General features: G+C 41.6%; 1 rRNA gene. It reads left to right on the top strand.

The annotated features are described in order from the left end of the window. Positions 1 to 224 precede the first annotated feature (224 nt). Positions 225 to 339: ribosomal RNA gene (gene rrf, locus J678_RS22795) — 5S ribosomal RNA — on the top strand. Positions 340 to 385 lie beyond the last annotated feature (46 nt).

Raw genomic sequence — 385 nt, 5'->3', positions numbered from 1 at the left:
GATATGTGAAGCTGACCAATACTAATTGCTCGTGAGGCTTGACTATACAACACCCAAGCAGTTGTATATAAAGCATCAATCGATTCATAAATCTACAAAGAAACTTGATTTAGTTATTTCACTAGATAAAATGAACACAGTCAGATTCAATCAGCCCAATCTGTAAAGATTTGGAAAACGCTTCGGCAGTCAATAAGACCAAAGCAAGTATCCATAACAGTTGTGCTGGCGACCATAGCAAGAGTGAACCACCTGATCCCTTCCCGAACTCAGAAGTGAAACCTCTTAGCGCTGATGGTAGTGTGGGGTTACCCATGTGAGAGTAAGTCATCGCCAGCTCATTATTCCAAACACCCCAATCTCAAAAGAGGTCGGGGTGTTTTTT

It is taken from the genome of Acinetobacter sp. 1424608, from assembly GCF_000588255.1.
GTDB classification, from domain to species: domain Bacteria; phylum Pseudomonadota; class Gammaproteobacteria; order Pseudomonadales; family Moraxellaceae; genus Acinetobacter; species Acinetobacter nosocomialis.
The sequence above is the reverse complement of the archived record's forward strand: the minus strand, read 5'-3'. Positions and strand labels throughout refer to the sequence as shown.